The organism is Campylobacter sp. 2018MI34 (genome assembly GCF_016598975.1).
Taxonomy (GTDB): Bacteria; Campylobacterota; Campylobacteria; order Campylobacterales; family Campylobacteraceae; genus Campylobacter_D.
On record NZ_JAENKS010000057.1, the window covers coordinates 1 to 802 of the forward strand.

The window sequence follows — 802 nt, forward strand, 5'->3', positions numbered from 1 at the left end:
ACTTTTACTAATGAGAAATTGATAAGTAGTGATAATGGAAGTGGGGTTTATGTTGGTAGTTCTACTATAGAAAATTTTACCAACAAAGGAACTATAAAAACTAGTGGAACAGCAGAACCAAATCAATATGGAGGGGGTTCAATAGGTATATCTTTAAGAAATAGTACTATAAGTAATTTTGCCAATGAAAGTTCTATCTCTGGCAAAGTAGGTATAAAATTATCTGCTTCATCAATTGAAAATTTTACTAACAAAGGAACCATAGAATCAACTAGCAATAATAATCTTGCAGCAGGTATTGCTCTTGCAACTGTTTATAGTAGTATATCTACTATAAACACCTTTACCAATGAAGGCACTATACAATCAAGCTCTAATGGTATCTTAGTAGAAGCAGGAAATAAAATAGGTACGCTTACCAATAAAGGAACTATTGATGCTAAATTAAATGGTATAAGTTTTTATGATCATGGCGATGTTAGTGGTAATTCAACAAATATCGGTAAAATCACTATAGAAAGCGGAGGCGTCATTAAAGCAGGCAATAATGGTATTAATATAGACGGAAGTGGTAAAGATATCACAGGCGAAGGCATAGACGTAAAAGGTAGATTAGAAGGTGGTAATGCTGGCATTTATATAGGAGCAGGCAAACAAGTAAATACAAGTATCACTGTATCTGGAACCATTCAAGGTAATAATGGCGGTATTATTAATACAGGAACCATAGGACAAAAAGATGTAGATGTTCAAACACACGGCATCACCATTGAAAATGGTGGAACTATTACTTCTAAAAATG

General features: G+C 33.4%; 1 pseudogene. It reads left to right on the forward strand.

The features are described 5' to 3' along the window. Nucleotides 1-18 precede the first annotated feature (18 nt). Nucleotides 19-802: pseudogene (locus JG676_RS07700) on the forward strand (autotransporter outer membrane beta-barrel domain-containing protein); the annotation flags it as partial.